Consider the following 24,346-nt stretch of genomic DNA (forward strand, 5'->3'; position numbering starts at 1 on the left):
CGATAGTTTGAACCAAGCGCCGCCGGAGGTCACTCGGAAAAACGCAATAATCCGATAAAAAGCGTCGAATTTACGCCATTCAGAAGCGAAAAACCGCCCAAATGAGGGCGGTTCTGTTTCTCACTTCGACTCAGCCCAGTTTCACACCCAGCGCATTGGCGATGCCTTCCCCATAAGCAACGTCAGCTTTGTAGAAGTGCTGCAACTGACGCTGCACGACATCACTGGATACGCCGCCCATTGCGCCGGCAATGTTATTGATCAACAACGCTTTCTGATCGGCGCTCATCAGGTTGAACAACTTCCCCGCCTGGCTGTAGTAATCATCATCCACACGATGATCATAACGATCGGCATTGCCGCTCAACGCGAGCGCGGGCTCGGCATAGCGAGGATTCTGCCTGGGCGCGTCCGAGTAGCTGTTTGGCTCATAGTTCGGCGCAGCACCACCGTTGGAGCCAAACGCCATCGAGCCGTCACGCTGGTAGCTGTAAACCGGGTTCTTCGGCGCGTTGATCGGCAGCTGCTGGTGATTGGTGCCGACGCGATAGCGATGAGCATCTGCATAGGCGAACACACGACCCTGCAGCATGCGGTCCGGAGAAAGCCCTACACCCGGCACCATATTGCTGGGGCCAAACGCCGCCTGCTCGACTTCAGCAAAGTAGTTCAGCGGATTGCGATTCAGCTCCATCTCGCCGACTTCAATCAATGGGTACTCTTTCTGCGACCAGGTTTTGGTGACGTCGAAAGGGTTTTCGTGATGGTTGTTGGCCTGAGCTTCGGTCATCAACTGAATGCAAACCTGCCACTTCGGGAAGTCGCCTTTTTCGATAGCAGTAAACAGATCGCGTTGAGCGTAATCAGGATCAGTCCCGGCGATGCGTGCGGCATCCTCGGGCGTGAGGTTCCTGATGCCCTGTCTGCTCTTGTAGTGCCACTTCACCCAGTGACGCTCGCCATTGGCGCTAATCAGGCTGTAGGTGTGGCTGCCGAAGCCGTGCATGTGGCGGTAGCCATCAGGAATACCGCGATCCGAAAACAGGATGGTGACCTGATGCAACGCTTCTGGCGAGTGCGACCAGAAATCCCACATCATTTGCGAGCTTTTGAGATTGGTCTGCGGCAAACGCTTCTGCGTATGAATGAAGTCAGGAAATTTCAGCGGGTCACGGATAAAGAACACCGGCGTGTTATTGCCCACGATGTCCCAGTTACCTTCCTGGGTGTAAAACTTCACCGCGAAACCACGCGGATCGCGTTCGGTATCAGCCGAGCCGCGCTCGCCACCTACTGTGGAAAACCGAATGAAGATGGGCGTCTGCTTACCCACAGCATTGAACAGGTCGGCGCTGGTGTATTGCGAGATGTCTTTGGTCACTGTGAATGTACCGTGAGCACCCGAGCCCTTGGCATGTACACGGCGCTCTGGAATGTTCTCGCGGTTGAAGTGGGCGAGCTTCTCGATCAGGTGGAAGTCGTCCAGAAGCAAAGGACCCCGTGGGCCTGCCGAGCGGGAATTCTGGTTATCGGCGACCGGCGCACCACTGGCGGTCGTAAGCGTCTTCAGGGTCATGCAATGTCTTCCTCAGGCTCTATAGAGCCGGCTAATCAGCTTGAGCGAGATTATTATTCGAAAGCATCACACGAGGAAATTTATTAATTGTTAAATGTTGATAGCTTTTATTAATTTAGGGCAACAAAAAACCGGGCACAGGGCCCGGTTTCTTGTTCAAACTGATGCCTTATTCAGCAGCTTCTACAGAGCCGCCGACAGGACGATCAACCAACTCGACGTACGCCATAGGCGCGTTGTCGCCAGCGCGGAAACCGCACTTGAGGATGCGCAGGTAGCCGCCCTGACGGGTTGCATAGCGCTTGCCCAGATCGTTGAACAGCTTGCCGACGATTTCTTTCGAACGAGTACGGTCGAAAGCCAGACGACGGTTAGCAACGCTGTCTTCCTTGGCCAGGGTGATCAGCGGCTCGGCAACGCGGCGCAGTTCCTTGGCTTTCGGCAGGGTAGTCTTGATCAGCTCGTGCTCGAACAGCGACACCGCCATGTTTTGAAACATGGCTTTGCGGTGAGAGCTGGTACGGCTCAGGTGACGTCCACTTTTACGATGACGCATGGTTCATTCCTTACCAAACTCGCGTTCGGTGATTACGACGATCAGGCCGTAGCCTTGTCGTCCTTCTTAAGACTTGCCGGCGGCCAGTTGTCGAGGCGCATGCCGAGGGACAGACCACGGGAGGCCAGAACATCTTTGATCTCAGTCAAAGACTTCTTCCCAAGGTTCGGAGTTTTCAACAGTTCTACTTCGGTGCGCTGAATCAGGTCACCAATGTAGTAAATGTTCTCCGCCTTAAGGCAGTTAGCCGAACGTACAGTCAGTTCCAAATCGTCAACCGGACGGAGCAGGATCGGATCGATCTCGTCTTCCTGTTCGATTACCACAGGTTCGCTGTCGCCTTTGAGGTCGACGAACGCAGCCAACTGCTGTTGCAGAATGGTTGCAGCGCGGCGGATAGCCTCTTCAGGATCCAGCGTACCATTGGTTTCCAGATCAATAACCAGCTTGTCCAGGTTGGTACGCTGTTCGACACGGGCGTTTTCCACCACGTATGCGATACGGCGAACCGGGCTGAACGAAGAGTCGAGCTGCAAGCGACCAATGCTGCGGCTTTCGTCTTCATCGCTTTGACGCGAGTCTGCCGGCTCATAACCACGACCACGAGCTACGGTGAGCTTCATGTTCAAGGCGCCGTTAGACGCCAGGTTAGCGATTACGTGATCGGGGTTAACGATCTCGACATCATGATCCAGCTGAATATCGGCAGCGGTAACCACCCCCGAACCCTTCTTCGACAAGGTCAGCGTAACTTCGTCTCGACCGTGCAGCTTGATAGCCAGACCTTTAAGGTTCAACAGGATTTCAATGACGTCTTCCTGTACACCTTCGATGGCGCTGTACTCATGGAGTACACCGTCAATCTCGGCCTCGACTACTGCACAGCCGGGCATGGAGGACAACAAAATGCGGCGAAGCGCGTTGCCCAGGGTATGGCCAAAACCACGCTCGAGAGGCTCGAGAGTGATCTTGGCGCGGGTTGGACTGACAACCTGCACATCAATATGGCGGGGTGTCAGGAACTCATTTACCGAAATCTGCATGGATGCACCTATTTTCTAGCCCTTACTTGGAGTAGAGCTCGACAATCAGGCTTTCGTTGATGTCGGCGGATAGATCACTGCGAGCTGGTACGTTCTTGAAAACGCCCGATTTCTTCTCAGTGTCTACTTCTACCCATTCTACGCGGCCACGTTGGGCACACAGATCGAGAGCCTGGACAATACGCAGTTGGTTCTTAGCCTTTTCGCGGATAGCAACAACGTCGCCAGCACGAACCTGATAAGAAGGAACGTTAACGGTTTTGCCGTTGACGCTAACAGACTTGTGCGAAACCAATTGACGGGATTCGGCACGAGTCGAGCCGAAGCCCATGCGGTATACAACGTTGTCCAGACGGCATTCGAGCAGCTGCAGCAGGTTCTCACCTGTTGCGCCTTTCTTGCCGGCGGCTTCTTTGTAGTAGCCGCTGAACTGACGCTCGAGAACGCCGTAGATACGACGGACTTTTTGCTTTTCACGCAGCTGAGTACCGTAATCGGACTGGCGACCGCGGCGCTGGCCGTGGATGCCTGGAGCTGCTTCGATGTTGCACTTGGATTCGATAGCGCGAACGCCGCTCTTCAGAAAGAGATCGGTGCCTTCACGACGAGCAAGTTTGCATTTTGGACCAATGTAACGAGCCATTTCTTACAGTCTCCTGGATTACACGCGGCGCTTCTTCGGCGGACGGCACCCGTTGTGCGGGATTGGCGTCACGTCGGTGATGCTGGCGATCTTATAGCCACAGCCGTTCAATGCACGGACAGCGGATTCACGACCTGGGCCTGGACCCTTGACATTGACGTCGAGGTTCTTCAGACCGTATTCCAGCGCAGCTTGACCAGCACGTTCAGCAGCTACCTGAGCAGCGAACGGCGTGGACTTGCGGGAACCACGGAAACCCGAACCGCCGGAGGTAGCCCACGAAAGAGCGTTACCTTGACGATCGGTAATGGTGACGATTGTGTTGTTAAACGACGCGTGGATGTGGGCGATGCCATCAACCACTGTCTTTTTAACTTTTTTACGAGGACGAGCAGCAGGTTTTGCCATGACTAAATTCCTGTCGTTGCGCTGGAGCGATTACTTGCGGATCGGCTTACGCGGACCTTTGCGAGTACGCGCGTTGGTCTTGGTACGCTGACCGCGTACTGGAAGACCACGACGATGACGCAGACCGCGATAGCAGCCCAGGTCCATCAAGCGCTTGATTTTCATGTTGATTTCGCGACGCAGGTCACCTTCAGTGGTGAACTTCGCCACTTCGCCACGCAGCTGTTCAATCTGCTCGTCGCTCAGATCTTTGATCTTCGCCGCCGGGTTAACCCCGGTGGTTGCACAAATTTTCTGTGCAGTGGTGCGACCAACACCATAGATGTAGGTCAGCGAGATAACAGTATGCTTGTTATCTGGAATGTTAACGCCTGCAATACGGGCCATTCAGTGGGACTCCAATTGACAGCTACCTACGCCCCGGAAGCCAAGAAATAGGGCGCGAGATAATATCGCTGTAGTAACAAATAATCAACCCAGCAGCGCACTAGCTGCTGGGCTTAAGCACAAATCACAATCAGCCTTGGCGCTGCTTATGACGTGGTTCCGCGCTGCAAATTACTCGAACAACACCTTCGCGGCGAATAATCTTGCAGTTACGGCACAGCTTTTTCACCGATGCACGAACTTTCATCACCAACTCCTCGAACCTTAGGGGTGCTTCAGCGCAGCATACCGCCGCTGCCACCGTAGCCCTTCAGGTTGGCTTTCTTCATCAGGGATTCATACTGGTGCGAAACGAGGTGAGATTGCACTTGGGACATGAAGTCCATCACAACCACGACCACGATCAGCAACGAGGTCCCGCCAAGGTAGAACGGTACGTTTGCCGCAACCACCAGAAACTGGGGGAGCAGACACACGGCCGTCATATAAAGAGCACCGAACATGGTCAAACGAGTCAAAACGCCATCAATGTAGCGCGCTGACTGCTCGCCTGGACGAATACCCGGAATAAAGGCACCGGACTTCTTCAGGTTTTCCGCTACGTCTTTCGGATTGAACATCAACGCCGTATAGAAGAAGCAGAAGAAAATAATCCCTGCACTAAACAGCAGAATATTCAACGGCTGACCAGGAGCGATCGACTGCGAGATGTCCTGCAGCCAGCCCAGACCTTCAGACTGACCAAACCAGGAACCCAGCGAAGCCGGGAACAGCAAAATGCTGCTCGCAAAAATGGCCGGAATCACACCAGCCATGTTCACTTTCAGCGGCAAGTGGCTTGTCTGCGCAGCGAAGACCTTGCGGCCCTGCTGACGCTTGGCGTAGTGAACAGCGATACGACGCTGACCACGCTCAATGAAGACCACGAAACCGATGATCGCTACTGCCAGCAAACCGATTGCGACCAGAGCGAAGATATTGATATCACCCTGACGTGCAGACTCGAAAGACTGCCCTATCGCTCTCGGAAGACCGGCGACGATACCTGCGAAAATCAACATCGAGATACCGTTGCCGACACCGCGCTCGGTAATCTGCTCGCCCAGCCACATCATGAACATCGCACCTGCCACGAAGGTGGTTACGGCCACAAAATGGAAACCCAGGTCCCCAGAAAACGCTACGCCCTGACTGGCCAGACCGACGGACATGCCGACAGCTTGAACCAGAGCCAGGACTACGGTGCCATAGCGGGTGTACTGGCTAATCTTGCGACGGCCAGCTTCACCTTCCTTCTTCAACTGCTCCAGTTGCGGGCTGACGGCGGTCATCAACTGCATGATGATCGATGCCGAAATGTACGGCATGATCCCCAGTGCAAAGATACTCATCCGCTCCAGCGCGCCACCGGAAAACATGTTGAACAAGCTAAGAATGGTCCCCTCATTCTGTCGAAACAGTTCTGCGAGTCGGTCCGGGTTGATACCTGGAACCGGGATGTGTGCGCCTATTCGGTAGACGATAATCGCCAGGAACAGAAAACGCAGACGAGCCCAGAGTTCAGACATACCGCCTTTGCCGAGCGCAGAGAGAGCACCTTGCTTAGCCATTTATTCCTCGAACTTGCCGCCAGCTGCTTCGATAGCCGCACGCGCACCTTTGGTGGCGGCGATACCTTTGATGGTGACAGCGCGAGTAACTTCGCCCGACAGCATGATTTTCACACGCTGTACGTTCTGGTTAATCACGTTGGCATCCTTCAGGGTCTGCACAGTTACGATGTCGCCTTCCACTTTGGCCAGCTCGGACAGACGCACTTCTGCGCGGTCCATGGCTTTCAGGGAAACGAAACCGAATTTTGGCAGGCGACGATGCAGCGGCTGTTGGCCGCCCTCAAAGCCCGGAGCAATGGTGCCACCGGAGCGGGAGGTCTGACCTTTGTGGCCGCGGCCACCAGTCTTACCCAAACCGCTACCGATACCACGGCCCGGACGATGCTTTTCGCGACGGGAACCCGGCGCTGGACTCAGATCATTGAGTTTCATCGATTAACCCTCGACTCGCAGCATGTAGTAAGCCTTGTTGATCATCCCGCGATTTTCGGGAGTATCCAGGACTTCTACAGTGTGACCGATGCGACGCAGACCCAAACCCTTAATGCACAATTTGTGATTAGGGATGCGGCCGGTCATGCTTTTGATCAGCGTTACTTTTACGGTAGCCATGATCAGATGATCTCCTCAACACGCTTGCCACGCTTGGCAGCGATGGACTCAGGAGACTGCATGCCCTTCAGACCCTTGAAAGTGGCGTGAACCACGTTTACAGGGTTAGTCGAGCCGTAGCACTTGGCCAACACGTTCTGGACACCAGCAACTTCCAGCACTGCGCGCATTGCGCCGCCAGCGATGATACCGGTACCTTCAGAAGCAGGCTGCATGTACACCTTCGAAGCGCCATGGGCGGACTTCATTGCGTACTGCAGTGTGGTGCCGTTCAGATCCACCTGGATCATGTTGCGGCGAGCAGCTTCCATCGCTTTCTGGATTGCAGCAGGCACTTCACGTGACTTGCCACGGCCGAAGCCAACACGCCCTTTACCATCACCCACTACGGTCAACGCAGTGAAAGTGAAGATACGGCCGCCTTTTACGGTTTTGGCCACGCGGTTAACTTGAACCAGCTTCTCGATGTAGCCTTCGTCGCGTTTTTGGTCGTTATTTGCCATAACTTAGAACTCCAGCCCGCCTTCACGAGCAGCATCAGCCAGCGCTTTGACACGGCCGTGGTACTTGAAGCCAGAACGGTCGAAAGCCACTTGCGATACGCCCGCGGCTTTTGCACGCTCGGCGACCAGCTTGCCAACCTTAGTGGCCGCGTCGATGTTGCCAGTGGCGCCATCACGCAGTTCTTTGTCCAAAGTCGAGGCGCTTGCCAGGACTTTGCTGCCGTCGGCCGAAATGACCTGGGCATAAATGTGCTGCGAAGAGCGGTGCACGCAGAGACGCACGACTTCTAGCTCGTGCATTTTCAGGCGTGCTTTGCGAGCGCGACGCAGTCGGGTAACTTTTTTGACGGTCATTTGCTATGCCCTACTTCTTCTTGGCTTCTTTACGGCGGACGACTTCGTCCGCGTAACGCACACCTTTGCCTTTGTAAGGCTCAGGACGGCGGAAGTCGCGGATCTCAGCGGCCACTTGACCAACCAACTGCTTATCGATACCGCGAATCAGGATATCGGTCTGGCTGGGGGTCTCAGCGGTGATGCCATTCGGCAATTCGTAATCCACCGGGTGCGAGAAGCCAAGTGCCAGGTTCAGGACCGTGCCTTTTGCTTGCGCTTTGTAACCAACACCGACCAGCTGGAGCTTGCGCTCGAAGCCTTGGCTTACGCCCTGGACCATGTTGTTAACCAGTGCACGAGTTGTGCCGGCCATTGCGCGGGTTTGTTGATCGCCATTGCGAGCAGCGAAACGCAGCTCACCAGCTTCTTCAACAATCTCAACAGACGAATGGACGTTCAGTTCTAGAGTGCCCTTGGCACCCTTCACCGAAAGCTGCTGGCCGACGAGTTTGACTTCGACGCCGGATGGCAGCTTAACGGGGTTCTTAGCTACGCGTGACATGCTTATCCCCCCTTAGAACACAGTGCAAAGCACTTCGCCACCGACACCGGCAGCGCGCGCAGCACGATCCGTCATCACACCTTTGTTGGTGGAGACGATAGACACACCGAGACCGCCACGAACTTTTGGCAGATCGTCGGAGGACTTGTACTGACGCAAGCCTGGGCGGCTGACGCGCTTAACTTCTTCGATGACCGGACGGCCTTCGAAGTACTTAAGCTCGATGGACAGCGATGGTTTAACTTCGCTGCTGATCTGATAACCCGCAATGTAGCCTTCGTCCTTCAGGACTTTTGCTACAGCAACCTTCAACGTGGAAGATGGCATGCTTACGACGGGCTTTTCAGCCATCTGGGCATTACGGATACGAGTTAGCATGTCCGCTAACGGGTCCTGCATACTCATGGGCTAGACGCTCCTAAAACAAAATAATTAGCCTTACGGCTACAGCTTATCGCCGAGATTTTCCGGGCAAGTAAAAACACGGGCTCAGGCGAGCCGGCAATTCTAGTCCTACCCCAGAAATGAATCAAGCCCCAAAAGGGGCTTGATTCAAATTCAGGCTTCATTCCAACCGACAACCTGCGCCGTCGATCGGATTGAAGCGAGAGTTGCGCCTTACCAGCTGGCTTTGACCAGACCTGGTACGTCGCCGCGCATGGCAGCTTCACGCAGCTTGTTACGGCCAAGGCCGAACTTGCGGTAAACGCCGTGTGGACGACCAGTGATGCGGCAACGGTTACGCATGCGCGAAGCGCTTGCGTCACGTGGTTGCTTCTGCAGAGCTACGGTAGCTTCCCAACGCGCTTCTGGACTTGCGTTCAGATCGACGATGACTGCTTTCAGCTCGGCACGCTTCTTGGCGTACTTGGCAACAGTGAGCTGACGCTTCAGCTCACGGTTTTTCATGCTCTTCTTGGCCATTTTCCTACTCCAATCAGTTGCGGAACGGGAATTTGAAAGCACGCAGCAATGCGCGGCCTTCATCATCGTTCTTGGCAGTGGTGGTCAGGGTGATGTCCAGACCGCGGAGAGCATCGATCTTGTCGTAGTCGATTTCCGGGAAAATGATCTGCTCTTTCACGCCCATGCTGTAGTTACCACGACCATCGAAGGACTTGGCATTCAGGCCGCGGAAGTCGCGAACCCGAGGCAGGGAGATCGACAGCAGACGATCCAGGAATTCGTACATACGATCGCGGCGCAGAGTCACTTTGACGCCGATCGGCCATCCTTCACGGACTTTAAAGCCAGCGATGGATTTCCGAGCGTAAGTCACAACGACTTTTTGACCGGTGATCTTTTCCAGGTCAGCAACAGCGTGCTCGATGACTTTCTTGTCGCCGATCGCTTCGCCCAAACCCATGTTCAGGGTGATTTTGGTAACGCGCGGAACTTCCATCACGTTCGCGAGCTTAAGTTCTTCCTTAAGCTTCGGAGCGATTTCCTTCCGGTAAATCTCTTTTAGTCGTGCCATGGTCTTCTACCTAGCAGTGTTCAAGCATCAACCGCTTTTTGGGTCGACTTGAAGACACGAATTTTCTTGCCGTCTTCAACTTTGAAACCAACGCGGTCAGCCTTGTTGGTTGCGCCGTTGAAAATGGCGACGTTGGAAGCGTGCAGTGGCGCTTCTTTCTCGACGATACCGCCCTGTACGCCCGACATCGGGTTAGGCTTGGTATGACGCTTCACCAGGTTGATCCCACCAACGACCAGACGGTCGTCAGCGAGAACCTTGAGCACCTTACCGCGCTTACCTTTGTCTTTGCCGGCGATCACGATGATCTCGTCGTCACGACGAATCTTTTGCATGTCGGATCTCCTTACAGAACTTCTGGGGCGAGCGAGACGATCTTCATGAACTTCTCAGTACGAAGTTCACGGGTCACTGGCCCAAAGATACGGGTACCGATCGGCTCCTGCTTGTTGTTCAACAGAACAGCAGCATTGCCATCGAAGCGGATGATGGAGCCGTCTGCACGACGAACGCCATGGCGAGTGCGGACTACAACAGCAGTCATCACTTGACCTTTTTTCACCTTGCCGCGCGGAATTGCTTCCTTCACGGTTACTTTGATGATGTCACCGATACCAGCGTAACGACGATGGGAGCCACCCAGCACCTTGATGCACATAACGCGGCGTGCGCCGCTGTTATCGGCCACATCGAGCATGGATTGAGTCTGAATCATATAATTTCTCCGACCCTTAGCCCTTAGACTTCCACAGCGCGTTCGAGGATATCAACCAATGCCCAAGACTTGGTCTTGGCTACCGGACGAGTTTCACGAATCGTGACCTTGTCGCCGATATGGCACTGGTTGGTTTCGTCGTGCGCGTGCAGCTTAGTCGAACGCTTAACGTATTTACCGTAGATTGGGTGCTTTACGCGACGCTCAATCAGAACGGTGATGGTCTTGTCCATCTTGTCGCTGACGACACGGCCAGTCAGCGTACGGACGGTTTTTTCGGCTTCAGCCATGATTACTTACCTGCCTGCTGGTTGAGCACAGTCTTCACGCGAGCGATGTCACGCTTAACTTGCGAGAGCAGGTGAGACTGCCCCAACTGGCCAGTTGCTTTCTGCATACGCAGATTGAACTGGTCGCGCAGCAGGCCGAGCAGTTGCTCGTTCAGCTGCTGTGCTGATTTTTCACGAAGTTCATTCGCTTTCATCACATCACCGTCCGCTTAACAAAGGAGGTGGCGAGTGGCAGCTTTGCAGCAGCCAGGGCGAAAGCCTCACGCGCCAGCTCTTCAGTAACACCCTCGATTTCATACAGGACTTTGCCTGGCTGAATCTGGGCAACCCAGTACTCGACGTTACCCTTACCTTTACCCATCCGAACTTCGAGTGGCTTCTTGGTGACAGGCTTGTCCGGGAATACACGGATCCAGATCTTGCCGCCACGTTTTACGTGACGGGTCAGAGCACGACGCGCTGACTCGATCTGACGAGCGGTGAGACGACCACGAGCAACAGACTTCAGCGCGAACTCGCCGAAGCTGACTTTGCTACCGCGCAGTGCCAGACCACGGTTGTGGCCGGTCATCTGCTTGCGGAACTTCGTACGCTTTGGTTGCAACATTTGGCGTACCCCTTACTTAGCAGCTTTTTTACGAGGCGCTGGTGCTTGTGGTTTCAGTTCTTCTTGGCGACCACCAATTACTTCGCCTTTGAAGATCCAAACCTTTACACCGATCACACCATAAGTGGTGTGAGCTTCGTAGTTGGCATAGTCGATGTCGGCACGCAGGGTGTGCAATGGCACACGACCTTCGCGATACCATTCAGTACGTGCGATTTCAGCACCGCCGAGACGACCGCTCACTTGGATTTTGATGCCTTTGGCACCAATGCGCATTGCGTTCTGTACAGCGCGCTTCATAGCGCGACGGAACATTACGCGACGCTCCAGCTGCTGAGCTACGCTCTGCGCAACCAACATACCGTCCAGCTCCGGCTTGCGGATCTCTTCGATATTGATGTGCACAGGCACACCCATTTGCTTGGTCAGGTCCTGACGCAGTTTCTCAACATCTTCACCTTTCTTGCCGATCACGATGCCGGGACGAGCGGTGTGGATGGTGATACGTGCTGTCTGAGCCGGACGATGGATATCGATACGGCTTACGGACGCGCTTTTTAGTTTGTCTTGGAGATACTCTCGCACCTTCAGATCAGCGAACAAATAGTCCGCATAAGTCCGACCGTCGGCGTACCAGACGGAGGTGTGCTCCTTGACGATTCCCAGGCGAATGCCAATGGGATGTACTTTCTGACCCATCTCTTCGACTCCGTTACTTGTCAGCAACCTTGACAGTGATATGGCAAGACCGCTTGACGATGCGATCAGCACGGCCTTTGGCACGTGGCATGATTCGCTTCAGCGAACGCCCTTCGTTGACGAAAACGGTGGAGACCTTGAGGTCATCAACGTCTGCGCCTTCGTTATGCTCGGCGTTGGCTACAGCCGACTCCAGCACTTTCTTCAGGATCTCGGCGGCTTTCTTACTGCTGAAAGCCAACAGGTTGAGCGCTTCGCCCACCTTCTTCCCGCGGATCTGGTCGGCGACCAAGCGGGCTTTCTGGGCGGAGATTCGAGCGCCCGACAACTTAGCGGCTACTTCCATCGTTCCTTACCCCTTAACGCTTGGCTTTCTTGTCTGCCACGTGCCCACGATATGTGCGGGTACCGGCAAACTCGCCTAGTTTATGGCCGACCATGTCTTCGCTCACGAGAACGGGAACATGCTGACGACCGTTATGCACTGCAATGGTCAAACCGACCATTTGTGGCAGGATCATCGAACGGCGCGACCAGGTTTTAACTGGTTTGCGATCGTTCTTTTCCGCCGCCACTTCGATCTTCTTCAGTAGGTGAAGATCAATAAAAGGACCTTTTTTCAGAGAACGTGGCACTGTCGTATCCCTCTATTTACTTGCGACGACGGACGATCATTTTGTCGGTACGCTTATTACCACGAGTCTTCGCGCCCTTAGTCGGGAAGCCCCACGGCGATACCGGATGACGACCACCAGAGGTACGACCTTCACCACCACCATGTGGGTGGTCAACCGGGTTCATGGCAACACCACGAACGGTTGGGCGAACGCCACGCCAGCGTTTGGCACCAGCTTTACCCAGCGAACGCAGGCTGTGCTCGGAGTTCGAGACTTCGCCAAGCGTTGCACGGCATTCAGCCAATACTTTACGCATTTCACCGGAGCGAAGACGCAGGGTTACGTACACACCTTCACGAGCGATCAGCTGTGCGGAAGCACCAGCGGAACGTGCGATCTGTGCGCCTTTACCTGGCTTCAATTCGATGCCGTGTACGGTGCTACCAACTGGAATGTTGCGCAGTTGAAGAGCGTTGCCCGGCTTGATTGGTGCCAGAGCACCCGCAATCAGCTGGTCGCCAGCACTCACGCCTTTAGGGGCGATGATGTAGCGGCGTTCGCCGTCTGCGTAAAGCAGCAGAGCAATGTGAGCAGTACGGTTTGGATCGTATTCGATACGCTCGACAGTGGCAGCGATGCCATCTTTGTCGTTGCGACGGAAGTCGACCAGACGATAATGCTGCTTATGACCACCACCCACGTGACGTGTAGTGATACGGCCATTATTGTTACGACCACCAGACTTCGATTTTTTCTCGAGCAGCGGTGCGTGAGGAGCGCCTTTATGCAGCTCCTGGTTGACCACCTTGACCACAAAACGGCGGCCAGGGGAAGTCGGTTTGCATTTAACGATTGCCATGATGCACCCCTTCCTTACTCAGCACTGCTGCTGAAATCGAGATCTTGGCCTGGCTGAAGGGAGATAACTGCCTTCTTCCAGTCATTACGCTTGCCCAGACCGCGAGCAGTGCGCTTGCTCTTACCCAGAACATTCAGGGTAGTAACACGCTCTACTTTCACGCTGAACAGGCTTTCGACGGCCTTCTTGATTTCCAGCTTGGTTGCGTCAGTTGCAACCTTGAAAACGAACTGGCCTTTCTTGTCAGCCAGAACCGTGGCCTTTTCGGAAACGTGCGGGCCAAGTAGAACTTTAAATACGCGTTCCTGGTTCATCCCAGCAGCTCCTCGAATTTCTTCACGGCCGACACGGTGATCAACACCTTGTCGTATGCGATCAGACTAACTGGATCGGAACCCTGTACGTCACGAACATCAACGTGCGGCAGGTTACGAGCAGCCAGGTACAGATTCTGGTCAACAGCGTCAGACACGATCAAGACATCAGTCAGACCCATGCCATTCAGCTTGCTCAGCAAGTCTTTGGTTTTCGGTGCTTCAACAGCGAAGTCCTGAACCACGACCAGACGATCAGTACGAACCAGTTCAGCAAGGATGGAGCGCAGTGCTGCGCGATACATCTTCTTGTTGAGCTTCTGAGAGTGGTCCTGTGGACGAGCTGCGAAAGTGGTACCGCCGCCACGCCAGATTGGGCTACGGATAGTACCGGCACGAGCGCGGCCAGTACCCTTTTGACGCCATGGACGCTTACCGCCACCGGATACGTCAGAACGGGTCTTTTGCTGCTTGCTACCCTGACGACCGCCAGCCATGTAGGCCACGACTGCCTGGTGAACCAGCGTCTCGTTGAATTCGCCGCCAAATGTCAGTTCGGAAACTTCGATTGCTTGAGCGTCATTTACATTTAATTGCATGTCAGCTTCCCCTTAACCGCGAGCCTTGGCTGCCGGACGTACAACCAGGTTGCCGCCAGTAGCGCCAGGAACAGCACCCTTGACCAACAACAGATTGCGTTCAGCGTCCACGCGCACTACTTCCAGGGACTGCACGGTCACGCGCTCAGCGCCCATATGACCGGACATTTTTTTGCCCTTGAATACACGACCAGGAGTCTGGCACTGGCCGATAGAGCCCGGGACGCGGTGGGAGACGGAGTTACCGTGGGTGTTATCCTGACCACGGAAATTCCAGCGCTTGATCGTACCCTGGAAGCCTTTACCTTTGGACTGACCGGTTACATCAACCAGTTGACCTGCAGCGAAGATTTCAGCGTTGATCAGATCGCCAGCCTGGTAGTCGCCTTCTTCAAGACGGAACTCCATGATGGTACGACCGGCAGCTACGTTCGCCTTGGCGAAGTGGCCAGCCTGAGCGGCTGTAACACGCGAAGCGCGACGCTCGCCGACAGTGACTTGCACTGCACGATAGCCATCGGTTTCTTCGGTTTTGAACTGAGTGACGCGATTCGGCTCGATCTCAATGACCGTGACCGGAATGGAGACACCTTCTTCGGTGAAAATACGGGTCATACCGCATTTACGACCGACTACACCAATAGTCATGTTGTAAACCTCATGAGTGTACGGGGCTTTCACCCGCTATGGCCGCCCATTTCAGAGCGTTACACGACTAAGACCCGAGTCTTAGCCGAGGCTGATCTGAACTTCCACACCGGCCGCAAGATCGAGCTTCATAAGAGCGTCAACGGTTTTATCCGTTGGCTGGACGATGTCCAGAACGCGCTTGTGAGTACGGATCTCATACTGGTCGCGCGCGTCTTTGTTGACGTGCGGAGAAACCAGAACGGTGAACCGCTCTTTACGAGTCGGCAGTGGAATCGGACCACGCACCTGTGCACCAGTACGTTTCGCGGTTTCCACGATTTCCTGGGTTGATTGGTCGATCAGGCGATGGTCAAAAGCCTTCAACCTGATACGGATTTGCTGGTTTTGCATTGGATTCAGACTCCAGATTGCTGTTCCCACCGAGCGCAATACGCCCGTTAAAAGGAGGCGCAATTCTATAGACGAGCTGACAGGGTGTCAACCCAATAAAAAAGCCCCCGCAAGGCGGGGGCTCTTTCAAGGCATCAACGCTTAGGCGATGATTTTGGCTACGACGCCAGCGCCGACGGTACGACCGCCTTCACGGATAGCGAAACGCAGACCGTCTTCCATTGCGATAGGCTTGATCAGGGTAACGGAAACTTTCACGTTATCACCTGGCATAACCATTTCGGTGCCTTCCGGCAGTTCGCAGCTACCAGTTACGTCGGTAGTACGGAAGTAGAACTGTGGACGATAGCCCTTGAAGAACGGAGTGTGACGACCGCCTTCTTCTTTGCTCAGAACGTAGATTTCAGCTTCGAACTGAGTGTGCGGCTTGACGGTGCCTGGCTTGACCAGAACCTGGCCACGCTCAACGTCGTCACGCTTGGTGCCACGCAGCAGAACGCCGCAGTTCTCACCAGCACGACCTTCGTCCAGCAGCTTGCGGAACATCTCGACGCCAGTGCAAGTAGTCTTGGTAGTGTCACGCAGACCTACGATTTCCACTTCTTCCTGGATCTTGATGATGCCACGCTCAACACGACCGGTTACAACAGTACCGCGACCGGAGATGGAGAAAACGTCTTCGATTGGCATCAGGAACGGCTTGTCGATAGCACGAACTGGTTCTGGGATGTAGCTGTCCAGAGTTTCAACCAGCTTCTTGACAGCCGAAGTACCCATCTCGTTGTCGTCCTGGCCGTTCAGAGCCATCAGAGCCGAACCGATGATGATCGGAGTGTCGTCACCTGGGAAATCGTAAGTGCTGAGCAGGTCACGCACTTCCATTTCAACCAGTTCCAGCAGCTCAGCGTCGTCAACCATGTCAGCCTTGTTCAGGAAGACAACGATGTACGGAACGCCAACCTGACGGGACAGCAGGATGTGCTCGCGAGTCTGAGGCATCGGGCCGTCAGCAGCGGAGCAAACCAGGATAGCGCCGTCCATCTGCGCAGCACCGGTGATCATGTTTTTTACGTAGTCGGCGTGACCTGGGCAGTCAACGTGCGCGTAGTGGCGAACGGACGAATCGTATTCAACGTGAGCGGTGTTGATGGTGATACCACGAGCCTTCTCTTCCGGGGCGCTGTCGATCTTGTCGAAGTCAACCTTGGCGGAACCGAAAACTTCGGAGCAAACACGAGTCAGAGCTGCGGTCAGCGTGGTTTTACCATGGTCAACGTGACCGATGGTGCCAACGTTGACGTGCGGTTTGTTACGTTCAAATTTTTCTTTAGCCACGACAAATAACTCCTAGCCTAAAGGCGCTGAATCAGCCTTGTTTTTTGGTTACAGTTTCGACGATGTGCGACGGCGCTGTATTGTATTTTTTGAATTCCATAGAGTAGCTTGCGCGACCCTGAGACATGGAGCGAACGTCGGTCGCATAACCGAACATCTCACCCAACGGAACCTCGGCGCGGATAACCTTGCCGGAAACCGTATCTTCCATACCCAGAATCATGCCGCGACGACGGTTAAGGTCGCCCATCACGTCACCCATATAGTCTTCAGGCGTAACAACCTCTACCGCCATGATCGGCTCAAGCAACTCACCACCGCCCTTCTGGGCCAGTTGCTTGGTCGCCATGGAGGCAGCCACCTTAAACGCCATCTCGTTAGAGTCGACGTCGTGGTAAGAACCATCAAACACGGTAGCCTTCAGGCCGATCAGCGGATAGCCGGCAACAACGCCGTTCTTCATCTGCTCTTCGATACCCTTCTGGATAGCCGGGATGTATTCCTTAGGAACAACACCACCCACCACTTCGTTCACGAATTGCAGACCTTCCTGACCTTCGTCAGCAGGCGCAAAACGGATCCAGCAGTGACCGAACTGGCCACGACCGCCGGATTGACGAACGAACTTGCCTTCGATTTCGCAGTTCTTCGTGATGCGCTCACGATAGGAAACCTGAGGCTTGCCGATGTTGGCTTCGACGTTGAACTCACGGCGCATCCGGTCAACCAGGATGTCCAGGTGCAACTCGCCCATGCCAGAGATGATCGTCTGACCAGTCTCTTCATCAGTTTTTACGCGGAAAGAAGGGTCTTCCTGAGCAAGCTTGCCCAGTGCGATACCCATTTTTTCCTGGTCATCCTTGGTCTTTGGCTCAACGGCAACCGAAATAACCGGCTCCGGGAAGTCCATGCGAACCAGGATGATTGGCTTGTCAGCGTTGCACAAGGTTTCACCAGTGGTGACGTCCTTCATGCCGATCAGGGCCGCGATGTCGCCAGCGCGCACTTCCTTGATCTCTTCGCGGGCGTTTGCGTGCATCTGCACCATACGACCCACGCGCTCTTTCTTGCCCTTGACCGAGTTGATCACGCCGTCGCCGGATGCCAACACGCCCGAGTAAACGCGGACGAAGGTCAGGGTGCCCACGAATGGGTCGGTAGCGATCTTGAACGCCAGTGCCGAGAACGGCTCGTTATCGTCTGCATGACGCTCCATCTCTTCTTCCTCGTTATCAGGGTTGGAACCCTTGATAGCAGGAATGTCGGTTGGAGCCGGCAGGTAGTCGATCACGGCGTCGAGAACCAGGGGAACACCCTTGTTCTTGAACGAAGAACCGCAAACAGCCAGAACGATTTCGCCGGAAATGGTGCGCTGACGCAGAGCGGCCTTGATTTCGTCGTTGGTGAGTTCTTCACCTTCGAGGTACTTGTTCATCAGCTCTTCGCTGGCTTCGGCCGCAGCCTCGACCATGTTGCTGCGCCACTCGTCAGCCAGTTCCTGAAGCTCTTCAGGAATAGGCTTGCGAACAGGAACCATACCCTTGTCGGAATCATTCCAGTAAACAGCTTCCATGGACATCAGATCGATCTGACCCTGGAAGTTGTCTTCGGAACCGATAGCCAACTGGATTGGAACCGGAGTGTGGCCCAGACGCTGCTTGATCTGCGCGATAACGCGCAGGAAGTTAGCACCGGCACGGTCCATCTTGTTCACGTAAACGATACGTGGAACACCGTATTTGTTGGCTTGACGCCATACGGTTTCGGACTGCGGCTCTACGCCGGAAGTACCACAGAACACAACGACCGCGCCGTCGAGTACACGCAGGGAACGTTCAACTTCAATGGTGAAGTCAACGTGGCCAGGTGTATCGATGACGTTGAAGCGGTACTGGTCTTTATGCTGCTTTTCCGAACCCTGCCAGAAGGCAGTGATGGCAGCAGAAGTAATGGTAATACCACGCTCCTGCTCTTGAACCATCCAGTCCGTGGTCGCGGCGCCATCATGCACCTCGCCCATCTTGTGACTTTTGCCGGTGTAAAAAAGGACGCGCTCGGTGGTGGTGGTTTTACCAGCATCCACGTGAGCGACGATACCAATGTTACGGTAACGGCCAATCGGTGTAGTACGAGCCATAAAGCCCTCGCAAAATTAGTGACGCTGAAATTAGAAGCGGTAGTGCGAGAAAGCCTTGTTGGCCTCAGCCATACGGTGCACATCTTCACGCTTCTTGACCGCAGCACCTTTACCTTCGGCGGCGTCCAACAGTTCGCCAGCCAAACGCAGAGCCATAGACTTCTCGCCGCGCTTGCGCGCGAAGTCTACCAGCCAACGCATTGCCAGAGCATTACGACGGGACGGACGAACTTCGACAGGAACCTGGTAAGTAGCACCGCCTACACGGCGCGACTTTACTTCGACCAGCGGAGCGATGGCGTCGAGAGCTTTCTCGAAGATTTCCAGGGGATCGCTGTTCTTACGCTCTTTAACCTTTTCCAGCGCGCCATAAACGATACGCTCGGCAACGGCTTTCTTACCGCTTTCCATCACGTGGTTCATGAACTTCGCCAGAATCTGGCTTCCGTATTTTGGATCGTCAAGCACTTCGCGCTTGGCTGCTACGCGTCTTCTTGGCATGGATAAGCCCTCAAACGGTCTTCAGGTTAGCTCGGGACCACCACCCTGAAAAGGATGCGCCCGACCTTACTCTTATCGACTCAGAAAAATAGAAATCTGCAATTTTAATCAGAAACCAAATACTACTTAGGCTTCTTGGTACCGTATTTCGAGCGACCCTGGTTACGGCCTTTAACGCCGGAGGTATCCAGAGAACCACGAACGGTGTGATAACGAACACCTGGCAAGTCTTTTACACGACCGCCACGGATCAGTACCACGCTGTGCTCTTGCAGGTTGTGACCTTCACCACCGATGTACGAGGAAACCTCGAAACCGTTGGTCAGGCGCACACGGCAGACTTTACGCAATGCCGAGTTAGGTTTTTTCGGCGTGGTGGTATACACACGAGTGCACACACCGCGACGCTGCGGGCAGTTCTGCAGCGCAGGCACGTCGGATTTCTCGACGATACGCTTACGCGGCTGACGTACCAGCTGGTTGATAGTTGCCATCTACTAGCTCCACTGTTGTCTTGCGACGCTATTGTCTTACAAGAAAAGCAAATGACAGGGCACAAGCCCCGCCAAATTTAGGGGTACAAGAGTCTAAAGAGGATCCTGCCCCCAGTCAAGACAAAGCCCCGACGTCCACATCAGGCGAACAGCACGAATGCTGTGCGACTGATGCGAGTGCCGAGGCTTTACTCTCAGTTACCGCTCGAGTTCAACGCTTCAGTCAGAGCGGCTTCTACCTCGCTCGCGCTGACACGCAACGGCTTGTCGATATCACGACGACGCTTGCGCTCGCTGTGATACGCCAGACCGGTACCGGCCGGGATCAGACGACCCACGACCACGTTTTCCTTCAGGCCGCGCAGGTAGTCGCGCTTGCCAGTCACAGCTGCTTCGGTCAGTACGCGAGTTGTCTCCTGGAAGGAGGCCGCGGAAATGAACGACTCAGTGGACAGCGATGCCTTGGTGATACCCAGCAGGACGCGTGTGAACTTGGAGACAAACTTGTCTTCCGTGCTCAGACGCTCGTTCTCTACCAGTACGTGAGTCAACTCCATCTGGTCGCCCTTGATGAAGCTGGAATCGCCAGACTCGGCAATTTCAACTTTACGCAGCATCTGACGCAGAATGGTCTCGATGTGCTTGTCGTTGATCTTCACGCCCTGCAGACGGTAAACGTCCTGGATCTCGTTGACGATGTACTTGGCCAGCGCGCTCACACCCAGCAGACGCAGGATGTCGTGCGGATCGCTCGGGCCGTCGGAGATAACCTCGCCGCGGTTCACCTGTTCGCCTTCGAAGACGTTCAGGTGACGCCACTTCGGAATCAGCTCTTCGTACGGATCGCTACCGTCGTTCGGGGTAATAACCAGACGGCGCTTGCCCTTGGTCTCTTTACCGAACGCGATGGTACCGCTGACTTCTGCAAGGATCGACGCCTCTTTCGGACGACGGGCTTCGAACAGGTCGGCAACACGCGGCAGACCACCGGTGATGTCACGGGTCTTCGAAGTTTCCTGCGGAATACGAGCGATAACATCACCGATCGCGATCTGTGCACCGTCCGCAACACCGACGAGGGCGTTTGCAGGCAGGAAGTACTGGGCAGGTACGTCAGTACCCGGCAGCAGCAGATCCTTGCCATCCAGACCCACCATCTTAACGGCCGGACGGATGTCCTTGCCGGCAGCTGGACGGTCTTTGGCATCAAGCACTTCAATGTTGGTCATACCGGTCAATTCGTCAGTCTGACGCTTGATCGTGATGCCCTCTTCCATGCCGACGTAGGTAACAGTACCTTTCATCTCGGTGACGATTGGGTGAGTGTGCGGATCCCACTTGGCCACGATAGAGCCAGCGTCGACCTTGTCGCCTTCCTTCACCGAAATCACTGCACCGTATGGCAGCTTGTAGCGCTCACGCTCACGACCGAAGTCATCAGCGATTGCCAGCTCACCGGAGCGGGATACCGCAACCAGGTGACCGTCAACACGTTCAACGTGCTTCAGGTTGTGAAGACGGACAGTACCGCCATTCTTCACCTGAACGCTGTCCGCTGCGGAGGTCCGGCTAGCCGCACCACCGATGTGGAACGTACGCATTGTCAGCTGGGTACCCGGCTCACCGATGGACTGTGCAGCGATAACGCCGACCGCTTCACCGATGTTGACCTGATGACCACGAGCCAGGTCGCGACCGTAGCACTTGGCGCAGATACCGTAGCGGGTTTCACAGCTGATCGGCGAGCGAACGATCACTTCGTCGATGCTGTTCAGCTCGATGAACTCGACCCACTTCTCGTCTACCAGTGTACCGGCAGGCACGATGACGTCTTCGGTGCCCGGCTTGAATACGTCACGGGCGATAACTCGACCCAGTACGCGTTCACCCAGAGGCTCGACAACATCACCGCCTTCAATGTGCGGCGTCATCAGCAAGCCGTGTTCGGTGCCGCAATCGACTTCGGTAACCACCAGATCCTGCGCAACGTCTACCAGACGACGAGTCAGATAACCGGAGTTAGCGGTTTTCAGTGCGGTATCCGCAAGACCCTTACGAGCACCGTGAGTCGAGATGAAGTACTGAAGTACGCTCAAACCTTCACGGAAGTTCGCAGTGATCGGCGTTTCAATGATGGAGCCGTCCGGCTTGGCCATCAGACCACGCATACCGGCCAGCTGACGGATCTGGGCAGCAGAACCACGCGCACCCGAGTCGGCCATCATGTACATCGAGTTGAAGGATTCCTGGTCGACTTCGACACCGTGGCGATCGATGACCTTCTCTTTCGAGAGGTTCGACATCATCGCCTTGGACACTTCGTCGTTCGCCTTGGACCAGAGGTCGATCACCTTGTTGTACTTCTCGCCCTGAGTAACCAGGCCCGAGGCGTACTGACTTTCGATCTCTTTAACTTCTTCGGTGGCCGCGTCGATGATGCGAGCCTTCTCGTCCGGGATAACGAAGTCGTTAACGCCGATCGAAACACCCGAGATAGTCGAGTAGGCAAAACCGGTGTACATCAACTGGTCGGCGAAAATGACAGTCTCTTTCAGACCAACCACGCGGTAGCACTGGTTGATCAGTTTGGAGATCGCCTTCTTCTTCATCGGCTGGTTGACGACGTCGTAGGACAGGCCGGCCGGAACCACCTGGAACAACAGCGCACGGCCGACAGTGGTGTCGACGATACGGGTGTTCTTGACGCTGCCACCATCACGATCGTTGACCGTTTCGTGGATGCGAACCTTGACCTTGGCGTGCAGCGCAGCTTCGCCGGCGCGGAATACGCGGTCGACTTCCTGCAGGTCTGCAAACACACGGCCTTCGCCTTTGGCGTTGATCGCTTCACGGGTCATGTAGTACAGACCCAGTACAACGTCCTGCGACGGAACGATGATTGGCTCACCGTTGGCTGGCGACAGAATGTTATTGGTCGACATCATGAGCGCACGCGCTTCGAGCTGGGCTTCCAGCGTCAAAGGAACGTGAACGGCCATTTGGTCGCCGTCGAAGTCGGCGTTGTACGCAGCACAGACCAGAGGGTGCAGCTGGATAGCCTTACCTTCGATCAGTACGGGTTCAAATGCCTGGATACCCAGACGGTGAAGCGTCGGCGCACGGTTCAGAAGCACTGGGTGTTCGCGAATCACTTCAGCGAGAACGTCCCAAACTTCCGGCAGCTCGCGCTCGACCATTTTCTTGGCAGCTTTGATCGTCGTGGCCAGGCCACGCATTTCCAGCTTGCCGAAAATGAACGGCTTGAACAGCTCGAGAGCCATTTTCTTGGGCAGACCGCACTGATGCAGACGCAGGGTCGGGCCTACGGTAATAACCGAACGACCGGAGTAGTCAACGCGCTTACCGAGCAGGTTCTGACGGAAACGACCTTGCTTACCCTTGATCATGTCAGCCAGGGATTTCAGAGGACGCTTGTTGGAACCGGTGATTGCGCGACCACGACGACCGTTATCCAGCAGTGCATCGACCGCTTCCTGCAGCATGCGCTTTTCGTTACGCACGATGATGTCAGGAGCGGACAGATCCAGCAGACGCTTCAAGCGGTTGTTACGGTTGATCACTCGACGATACAGATCGTTGAGGTCGGACGTTGCGAAACGGCCGCCGTCCAATGGAACCAGAGGACGCAGATCTGGCGGCAGAACCGGCAGAACGGTCAGCACCATCCACTCAGGAAGGTTGCCGGAACCCTGGAAGGCTTCCATCAGCTTCAGACGCTTGGACAGCTTCTTGATCTTGGTCTCGGAATTGGTTTGCGGAATCTCTTCACGCAGACGGCCAATTTCGTGCTCCAGATCGATAGCGTGCAGGAGTTCACGGACAGCTTCGGCACCCATGCGGGCGTCGAAATCGTCACCGAATTCTTCCAGCGCTTCGAAATACTGCTCGTCGTTCAGCAACTGACCCTTTTCAAGGGTGGTCATGCCTGGATCGATAACGACATAGCTCTCGAAGTAGAGAACGCGTTCGATATCACGCAGGGTCATGTCCATCAGCAGGCCGATACGGGACGGCAGGGACTTCAGGAACCAGATGTGAGCGACTGGCGAAGCCAGTTCGATGTGAGCCATGCGCTCGCGACGAACCTTGGCCAGAGCCACTTCAACACCGCATTTTTCGCAGATGACACCGCGGTGCTTCAGGCGCTTGTACTTACCGCACAAGCACTCGTAATCTTTTACCGGGCCAAATATCTTGGCGCAGAACAGACCGTCGCGCTCAGGCTTGAACGTACGGTAGTTGATGGTTTCCGGCTTTTTAACTTCACCGAACGACCACGAGCGGATCATCTCAGGCGACGCGAGGCCGATGCGGATAGCATCGAACTCTTCGACTTGACCCTGGTTTTTCAGCAAATTCAGTAGGTCTTTCAAGGCCTTTCCTCCTGGCGGAGCAGGGAGC

34 protein-coding genes are annotated in these 24,346 nt (G+C 55.0%); all 34 read right to left on the minus strand.

What is annotated here, in order from left to right; translation table 11 throughout:
* Nucleotides 1-130 precede the first annotated feature (130 nt).
* Nucleotides 131-1,576: a catalase gene (locus tag JTJ32_RS21500; protein WP_210043231.1), complete on the minus strand. Its 1,446-nt coding sequence runs from the start codon at nt 1,574-1,576 to the stop codon at nt 131-133.
* A gap of 169 nt (nt 1,577-1,745) precedes the next feature.
* Nucleotides 1,746-2,132: a 50S ribosomal protein L17 gene (gene rplQ, locus JTJ32_RS21505; protein WP_002555463.1), complete on the minus strand. Its 387-nt coding sequence runs from the start codon at nt 2,130-2,132 to the stop codon at nt 1,746-1,748.
* A gap of 41 nt (nt 2,133-2,173) precedes the next feature.
* A complete protein-coding gene (locus JTJ32_RS21510; RefSeq protein ID WP_003176403.1) occupies nt 2,174-3,175 on the minus strand; it encodes a DNA-directed RNA polymerase subunit alpha in 1,002 nt (333 codons plus the stop codon).
* Nucleotides 3,176-3,197: 22 nt separating this feature from the next.
* Complete coding sequence (rpsD, locus tag JTJ32_RS21515; RefSeq protein ID WP_002555465.1) at nt 3,198-3,818, minus strand: 30S ribosomal protein S4; 621 nt, start codon at nt 3,816-3,818, stop codon at nt 3,198-3,200.
* 18 nt (nt 3,819-3,836) lie between these two features.
* Nucleotides 3,837-4,226 carry a 30S ribosomal protein S11 gene (gene rpsK / locus JTJ32_RS21520; RefSeq protein ID WP_002555466.1) on the minus strand — a complete coding sequence of 130 codons (390 nt, stop codon included), beginning with the start codon at nt 4,224-4,226 and terminating at the stop codon, nt 3,837-3,839.
* 30 nt (nt 4,227-4,256) lie between these two features.
* Entirely contained in the window at nt 4,257-4,613 is a 357-nt protein-coding gene (rpsM, locus tag JTJ32_RS21525) for a 30S ribosomal protein S13 (RefSeq protein ID WP_004883692.1), read from the minus strand.
* Between the two features lie 130 nt (nt 4,614-4,743).
* Nucleotides 4,744-4,860 carry a 50S ribosomal protein L36 gene (gene rpmJ / locus JTJ32_RS21530; protein ID WP_002555468.1) on the minus strand — a complete coding sequence of 39 codons (117 nt, stop codon included), beginning with the start codon at nt 4,858-4,860 and terminating at the stop codon, nt 4,744-4,746.
* 28 nt (nt 4,861-4,888) lie between these two features.
* Nucleotides 4,889-6,223 (minus strand): preprotein translocase subunit SecY, encoded by a 1,335-nt coding sequence (gene secY / locus JTJ32_RS21535; protein WP_004883689.1) that lies wholly within the window; start codon nt 6,221-6,223, stop codon nt 4,889-4,891.
* A complete protein-coding gene (gene rplO / locus JTJ32_RS21540) occupies nt 6,224-6,658 on the minus strand; it encodes a 50S ribosomal protein L15 (protein WP_004883688.1) in 435 nt (144 codons plus the stop codon).
* A gap of 3 nt (nt 6,659-6,661) precedes the next feature.
* The gene (rpmD, locus tag JTJ32_RS21545) at nt 6,662-6,838 is read right to left on the minus strand and encodes a 50S ribosomal protein L30 (RefSeq protein ID WP_003444363.1); all 177 of its coding nucleotides are present in this window, start codon (nt 6,836-6,838) and stop codon (nt 6,662-6,664) included.
* A gap of 2 nt (nt 6,839-6,840) precedes the next feature.
* Nucleotides 6,841-7,341, minus strand: coding sequence for a 30S ribosomal protein S5 (rpsE, locus tag JTJ32_RS21550; protein ID WP_024687031.1), 501 nt, complete (start codon nt 7,339-7,341; stop codon nt 6,841-6,843).
* 3 nt (nt 7,342-7,344) lie between these two features.
* On the minus strand, nt 7,345-7,695 hold the full coding sequence (rplR, locus tag JTJ32_RS21555) for a 50S ribosomal protein L18 (protein WP_002555473.1): 351 nt from the start codon (nt 7,693-7,695) through the stop codon (nt 7,345-7,347).
* A gap of 10 nt (nt 7,696-7,705) precedes the next feature.
* Entirely contained in the window at nt 7,706-8,239 is a 534-nt protein-coding gene (gene rplF, locus JTJ32_RS21560; protein ID WP_004883684.1) for a 50S ribosomal protein L6, read from the minus strand.
* Nucleotides 8,240-8,251: 12 nt separating this feature from the next.
* Nucleotides 8,252-8,644, minus strand: a complete 393-nt coding sequence (gene rpsH, locus JTJ32_RS21565) for a 30S ribosomal protein S8 (protein WP_004883681.1) — start codon at nt 8,642-8,644, stop codon at nt 8,252-8,254.
* A 213-nt stretch (nt 8,645-8,857) separates the two neighbouring features.
* Entirely contained in the window at nt 8,858-9,163 is a 306-nt protein-coding gene (gene rpsN / locus JTJ32_RS21570; protein ID WP_020290699.1) for a 30S ribosomal protein S14, read from the minus strand.
* Nucleotides 9,164-9,176: 13 nt separating this feature from the next.
* Nucleotides 9,177-9,716: a 50S ribosomal protein L5 gene (gene rplE, locus JTJ32_RS21575; protein WP_004883677.1), complete on the minus strand. Its 540-nt coding sequence runs from the start codon at nt 9,714-9,716 to the stop codon at nt 9,177-9,179.
* A gap of 20 nt (nt 9,717-9,736) precedes the next feature.
* Nucleotides 9,737-10,051 (minus strand): 50S ribosomal protein L24, encoded by a 315-nt coding sequence (gene rplX / locus JTJ32_RS21580; protein WP_002555478.1) that lies wholly within the window; start codon nt 10,049-10,051, stop codon nt 9,737-9,739.
* Nucleotides 10,052-10,062: 11 nt separating this feature from the next.
* Entirely contained in the window at nt 10,063-10,431 is a 369-nt protein-coding gene (gene rplN / locus JTJ32_RS21585; protein ID WP_002555479.1) for a 50S ribosomal protein L14, read from the minus strand.
* A gap of 23 nt (nt 10,432-10,454) precedes the next feature.
* Entirely contained in the window at nt 10,455-10,721 is a 267-nt protein-coding gene (gene rpsQ, locus JTJ32_RS21590; protein WP_002555480.1) for a 30S ribosomal protein S17, read from the minus strand.
* A 2-nt stretch (nt 10,722-10,723) separates the two neighbouring features.
* Nucleotides 10,724-10,915 carry a 50S ribosomal protein L29 gene (gene rpmC / locus JTJ32_RS21595; protein ID WP_002555481.1) on the minus strand — a complete coding sequence of 64 codons (192 nt, stop codon included), beginning with the start codon at nt 10,913-10,915 and terminating at the stop codon, nt 10,724-10,726.
* Nucleotides 10,915-11,328, minus strand: a complete 414-nt coding sequence (gene rplP / locus JTJ32_RS21600) for a 50S ribosomal protein L16 (RefSeq protein ID WP_002555482.1) — start codon at nt 11,326-11,328, stop codon at nt 10,915-10,917. The genes rpmC and rplP overlap by 1 nt, the downstream gene beginning before the upstream one ends.
* Nucleotides 11,329-11,340: 12 nt before the next feature.
* Nucleotides 11,341-12,027: a 30S ribosomal protein S3 gene (gene rpsC, locus JTJ32_RS21605; RefSeq protein WP_003176422.1), complete on the minus strand. Its 687-nt coding sequence runs from the start codon at nt 12,025-12,027 to the stop codon at nt 11,341-11,343.
* A 13-nt stretch (nt 12,028-12,040) separates the two neighbouring features.
* Complete coding sequence (gene rplV / locus JTJ32_RS21610; RefSeq protein ID WP_002555485.1) at nt 12,041-12,373, minus strand: 50S ribosomal protein L22; 333 nt, start codon at nt 12,371-12,373, stop codon at nt 12,041-12,043.
* Nucleotides 12,374-12,386: 13 nt separating this feature from the next.
* On the minus strand, nt 12,387-12,662 hold the full coding sequence (gene rpsS, locus JTJ32_RS21615; RefSeq protein ID WP_004883670.1) for a 30S ribosomal protein S19: 276 nt from the start codon (nt 12,660-12,662) through the stop codon (nt 12,387-12,389).
* A 16-nt stretch (nt 12,663-12,678) separates the two neighbouring features.
* The gene (rplB, locus tag JTJ32_RS21620; protein ID WP_007924198.1) at nt 12,679-13,503 is read right to left on the minus strand and encodes a 50S ribosomal protein L2; all 825 of its coding nucleotides are present in this window, start codon (nt 13,501-13,503) and stop codon (nt 12,679-12,681) included.
* Nucleotides 13,504-13,517: 14 nt separating this feature from the next.
* Complete coding sequence (gene rplW, locus JTJ32_RS21625; protein ID WP_002555488.1) at nt 13,518-13,817, minus strand: 50S ribosomal protein L23; 300 nt, start codon at nt 13,815-13,817, stop codon at nt 13,518-13,520.
* Nucleotides 13,814-14,416, minus strand: a complete 603-nt coding sequence (gene rplD / locus JTJ32_RS21630) for a 50S ribosomal protein L4 (RefSeq protein WP_004883668.1) — start codon at nt 14,414-14,416, stop codon at nt 13,814-13,816. The genes rplW and rplD overlap by 4 nt, the downstream gene beginning before the upstream one ends.
* Before the next feature lie 12 nt (nt 14,417-14,428).
* On the minus strand, nt 14,429-15,064 hold the full coding sequence (rplC, locus tag JTJ32_RS21635) for a 50S ribosomal protein L3 (RefSeq protein ID WP_024687032.1): 636 nt from the start codon (nt 15,062-15,064) through the stop codon (nt 14,429-14,431).
* Nucleotides 15,065-15,145: 81 nt separating this feature from the next.
* Nucleotides 15,146-15,457, minus strand: a complete 312-nt coding sequence (rpsJ, locus tag JTJ32_RS21640) for a 30S ribosomal protein S10 (RefSeq protein ID WP_003186070.1) — start codon at nt 15,455-15,457, stop codon at nt 15,146-15,148.
* Between the two features lie 141 nt (nt 15,458-15,598).
* Entirely contained in the window at nt 15,599-16,792 is a 1,194-nt protein-coding gene (gene tuf, locus JTJ32_RS21645) for an elongation factor Tu (RefSeq protein ID WP_099227156.1), read from the minus strand.
* 31 nt (nt 16,793-16,823) lie between these two features.
* On the minus strand, nt 16,824-18,929 hold the full coding sequence (gene fusA, locus JTJ32_RS21650) for an elongation factor G (protein ID WP_099227157.1): 2,106 nt from the start codon (nt 18,927-18,929) through the stop codon (nt 16,824-16,826).
* Between the two features lie 30 nt (nt 18,930-18,959).
* Nucleotides 18,960-19,430: a 30S ribosomal protein S7 gene (gene rpsG, locus JTJ32_RS21655; protein ID WP_002555493.1), complete on the minus strand. Its 471-nt coding sequence runs from the start codon at nt 19,428-19,430 to the stop codon at nt 18,960-18,962.
* Between the two features lie 122 nt (nt 19,431-19,552).
* On the minus strand, nt 19,553-19,924 hold the full coding sequence (rpsL, locus tag JTJ32_RS21660; RefSeq protein ID WP_002555494.1) for a 30S ribosomal protein S12: 372 nt from the start codon (nt 19,922-19,924) through the stop codon (nt 19,553-19,555).
* Nucleotides 19,925-20,118: 194 nt separating this feature from the next.
* Entirely contained in the window at nt 20,119-24,318 is a 4,200-nt protein-coding gene (rpoC, locus tag JTJ32_RS21665) for a DNA-directed RNA polymerase subunit beta' (RefSeq protein ID WP_099227158.1), read from the minus strand.
* Nucleotides 24,319-24,346: the final 28 nt, after the last annotated feature.

This window comes from Pseudomonas alliivorans (assembly GCF_017826695.1).
In the GTDB taxonomy this organism is placed as follows: domain Bacteria; phylum Pseudomonadota; class Gammaproteobacteria; order Pseudomonadales; family Pseudomonadaceae; genus Aquipseudomonas; species Aquipseudomonas alliivorans.

Coding starts and splice junctions, on each gene's coding strand:
- rpsQ (WP_002555480.1), bottom strand. CDS start 10,721: ATGGCTGAAGCCGAAAAAACCGTCCGTACGCTGACTGGCCGTGTCGTC.
- rplX (WP_002555478.1), bottom strand. CDS start 10,051: ATGCAAAAGATTCGTCGTGACGACGAGATCATCGTGATCGCCGGCAAA.
- rplV (WP_002555485.1), bottom strand. CDS start 12,373: ATGGAAGTAGCCGCTAAGTTGTCGGGCGCTCGAATCTCCGCCCAGAAA.
- JTJ32_RS21500 (WP_210043231.1), bottom strand. CDS start 1,576: ATGACCCTGAAGACGCTTACGACCGCCAGTGGTGCGCCGGTCGCCGAT.
- rpsH (WP_004883681.1), bottom strand. CDS start 8,644: ATGAGTATGCAGGACCCGTTAGCGGACATGCTAACTCGTATCCGTAAT.
- rpmJ (WP_002555468.1), bottom strand. CDS start 4,860: ATGAAAGTTCGTGCATCGGTGAAAAAGCTGTGCCGTAACTGCAAGATT.
- rplN (WP_002555479.1), bottom strand. CDS start 10,431: ATGATTCAGACTCAATCCATGCTCGATGTGGCCGATAACAGCGGCGCA.
- fusA (WP_099227157.1), bottom strand. CDS start 18,929: ATGGCTCGTACTACACCGATTGGCCGTTACCGTAACATTGGTATCGTC.
- rplP (WP_002555482.1), bottom strand. CDS start 11,328: ATGTTGCAACCAAAGCGTACGAAGTTCCGCAAGCAGATGACCGGCCAC.
- rpsG (WP_002555493.1), bottom strand. CDS start 19,430: ATGCCAAGAAGACGCGTAGCAGCCAAGCGCGAAGTGCTTGACGATCCA.
- rpsE (WP_024687031.1), bottom strand. CDS start 7,341: ATGGCAAATAACGACCAAAAACGCGACGAAGGCTACATCGAGAAGCTG.
- JTJ32_RS21510 (WP_003176403.1), bottom strand. CDS start 3,175: ATGCAGATTTCGGTAAATGAGTTCCTGACACCCCGCCATATTGATGTG.
- rpsL (WP_002555494.1), bottom strand. CDS start 19,924: ATGGCAACTATCAACCAGCTGGTACGTCAGCCGCGTAAGCGTATCGTC.
- rplQ (WP_002555463.1), bottom strand. CDS start 2,132: ATGCGTCATCGTAAAAGTGGACGTCACCTGAGCCGTACCAGCTCTCAC.
- rpsC (WP_003176422.1), bottom strand. CDS start 12,027: ATGGGTCAGAAAGTACATCCCATTGGCATTCGCCTGGGAATCGTCAAG.
- rpsM (WP_004883692.1), bottom strand. CDS start 4,613: ATGGCCCGTATTGCAGGCGTTAACATTCCAGATAACAAGCATACTGTT.
- rplD (WP_004883668.1), bottom strand. CDS start 14,416: ATGCAATTAAATGTAAATGACGCTCAAGCAATCGAAGTTTCCGAACTG.
- rplO (WP_004883688.1), bottom strand. CDS start 6,658: ATGAAACTCAATGATCTGAGTCCAGCGCCGGGTTCCCGTCGCGAAAAG.
- rpsJ (WP_003186070.1), bottom strand. CDS start 15,457: ATGCAAAACCAGCAAATCCGTATCAGGTTGAAGGCTTTTGACCATCGC.
- rpsD (WP_002555465.1), bottom strand. CDS start 3,818: ATGGCTCGTTACATTGGTCCAAAATGCAAACTTGCTCGTCGTGAAGGC.
- rplR (WP_002555473.1), bottom strand. CDS start 7,695: ATGACCGTCAAAAAAGTTACCCGACTGCGTCGCGCTCGCAAAGCACGC.
- rplE (WP_004883677.1), bottom strand. CDS start 9,716: ATGGCACGACTAAAAGAGATTTACCGGAAGGAAATCGCTCCGAAGCTT.
- rplB (WP_007924198.1), bottom strand. CDS start 13,503: ATGGCAATCGTTAAATGCAAACCGACTTCCCCTGGCCGCCGTTTTGTG.
- rpmC (WP_002555481.1), bottom strand. CDS start 10,915: ATGAAAGCGAATGAACTTCGTGAAAAATCAGCACAGCAGCTGAACGAG.
- rpmD (WP_003444363.1), bottom strand. CDS start 6,838: ATGGCTACCGTAAAAGTAACGCTGATCAAAAGCATGACCGGCCGCATC.
- rplC (WP_024687032.1), bottom strand. CDS start 15,064: ATGACTATTGGTGTAGTCGGTCGTAAATGCGGTATGACCCGTATTTTC.
- secY (WP_004883689.1), bottom strand. CDS start 6,223: ATGGCTAAGCAAGGTGCTCTCTCTGCGCTCGGCAAAGGCGGTATGTCT.
- rplW (WP_002555488.1), bottom strand. CDS start 13,817: ATGAACCAGGAACGCGTATTTAAAGTTCTACTTGGCCCGCACGTTTCC.
- rpsK (WP_002555466.1), bottom strand. CDS start 4,226: ATGGCAAAACCTGCTGCTCGTCCTCGTAAAAAAGTTAAAAAGACAGTG.
- rpsN (WP_020290699.1), bottom strand. CDS start 9,163: ATGGCCAAGAAGAGCATGAAAAACCGTGAGCTGAAGCGTCAGCTCACT.
- rplF (WP_004883684.1), bottom strand. CDS start 8,239: ATGTCACGCGTAGCTAAGAACCCCGTTAAGCTGCCATCCGGCGTCGAA.